Raw genomic sequence first — 1,990 nt, 5'->3', positions numbered from 1 at the left:
TTGTTTATGGCAATATAATAATACATAAGATTGCAGCCTAAAAGTACATAACCAGGCAACAAAAAAAGCCTTGTTAGTCATCCAGTTTACCTCTAAAGTTTAAGTTACGACGCTTAACTTGGAGGAAGAAAAAGGATGCTAACAATGGCTGATATTAATACTATCAAAAATCTACGTAATAATCACGATAAATCAATAAATGAAATTGCAACAACTTTAGATATTAACTGGCGTACTGCAAAGAAGTATGCTGATGGTTTAGTGTTACCTGAAAAAAACTTGAAGAAAAAAGTTGGAATGATGTATGACGAAGATTGGGGAGACATCGTTTCATTGTGGCTAGAAGAAGACTATCGTCTTCCCAAAAAGAAAAGAAGAACAAACAAAAATTATTTTGAAGGACTAGAGACAATAGGTTTTAAAGGCTCATATCGTACGGTTTGCAATTTTGTACACGACTGGAAAAGTTCACATCATCATGATCTTCCGAGTGCAGGTTATGAAAGACTCGAACATCCTCCAGCAGAAGCCCAATTAGACTTTGGAACAATGGAAGTTGAACATGAAGGATCATTTAAGGATGTCAAAGCATTAGTGTTAAGTACTCCGTTTAGCAATGCGGGATTTGCAGTTGCTTTACCAAGTGAAAATCAGGAATGCTTATTAACTGGTATGAAAGAAATCTTTAAGCAAATGGGCTGTGTCCCTAAGACAATTCGAATTGATAATATGACAACTGCAGTTATTAAACCAAAATCAAAATTCAAGGATGCAAAGTTAACGAATGAATTTCTACAATTTGCAATGCATTATGGGTTCAATGTCCAAACTTGTAACCCTGCAAGTGGTCATGAAAAAGGTAGTGTTGAAAATAAAGTCGGATATGTTCGCTATAATTTCTTTTCTGAAACACCCAAGATGAAAGATTTTTCTTCTTTGAATAAAGATTTAGAACAGAGAATGGTAAAGAAACGAAAAGAAAAACACTATGAGAAAATAAGAACGATAGAATCACTTTGGAAAGAAGAAAAGAAATCCTGCTTAGAACTACCAGATGAAGATTACCCTGTCTTTAAAGAAGTTCTAGTAAGAGCAAATAAAATGAATGAAATAAAATTAGATAATACTTTAATACATATTCATAATTCATGGCGTCATGGTGAAGTATATGCCTATCTCACTTGGGACAAATATCGTATTATCACTCGCAACGGAGAAATCATTCAAGAAGATTTTCGTCCATATGTTACTCGAAAACGAGCAATTGATTGGCCTACAATCCTTAGGGATTGGAAACAGCGGTTATCTAAAATCACTTATTCACGATACTGGAAGTACCTTCCAGGACGGATACAGTCATATTTGAGTGTTGATGATCTACGTTTACTCTACCAACGACTCGATCGTTTATTAGGTTTGTTATCTGTTCATACAATGATTGAATTGAATGAAAGGTTCTATGAACTGATTTCTGAAGAGTATGAGGAAAGTCTATCTGATGTGAACTGGCAAGGATATGATGCTCTTACCCAAGTTGCAGCCAAAGGAGTGAAGGTATGATTTATACTTTAGAAACAGTATGTAAAGAACTGCGCTTAAATAGTTTACCAAGCTTAGTTGATGATCCTAAACAAGAAGAATGGCTACTTAAATTGTTAATAAATGAAGTAGAAGCTAAAGAAGAACGAAAAATTCAACGTTTAATTAAGCAAGCGAAGTTTATTGGCCATAAAACACTTGATTCCTTCGAGTGGCATCAAGATATTCGGTTACAAGATTCCCAAACTAGAGAAATATTAACTTCTCTTGATTTTATAAAAGAAAATCAAAATATTGTATGTATTGGTGCCCCAGGCACCGGTAAAACTCATTTAGCTAGTGCTTTAGGCTACAAAGCTTGTCAACAGGGTATTGAGACTCGATTTTGGCGAGTTAGTGACCTTGTCTTAGAACTTGAACGAGCATGGAAAAACAATCAATTAGAGCGGTT

At 34.7% G+C, this 1,990-nt stretch carries 2 protein-coding genes; both read left to right on the top strand.

The genetic code is table 11. The features are described from left to right. The first annotated feature begins 144 nt into the window (after positions 1-144). Positions 145-1,560: an IS21 family transposase gene (istA, locus tag ACEN4N_RS11355; RefSeq protein ID WP_407090967.1), complete on the top strand. Its 1,416-nt coding sequence runs from the start codon at positions 145-147 to the stop codon at positions 1,558-1,560. Continuing rightward, positions 1,557-1,990 (top strand): ATP-binding protein (locus tag ACEN4N_RS11350; protein ID WP_407094260.1); only part of this gene is annotated, 434 nt, incomplete at its 3' end. The genes istA and ACEN4N_RS11350, both read left to right, overlap by 4 nt.

This window comes from Ruoffia sp. FAM 20857, from assembly GCF_045528645.1.
GTDB classification, from domain to species: Bacteria; Bacillota; Bacilli; order Lactobacillales; family Aerococcaceae; genus Ruoffia; species Ruoffia halotolerans.
The sequence above is the reverse complement of the archived record's forward strand: the minus strand, read 5'-3'. Positions and strand labels throughout refer to the sequence as shown.

Coding starts and splice junctions, on each gene's coding strand:
- istA (WP_407090967.1), top strand. CDS start 145: ATGGCTGATATTAATACTATCAAAAATCTACGTAATAATCACGATAAA.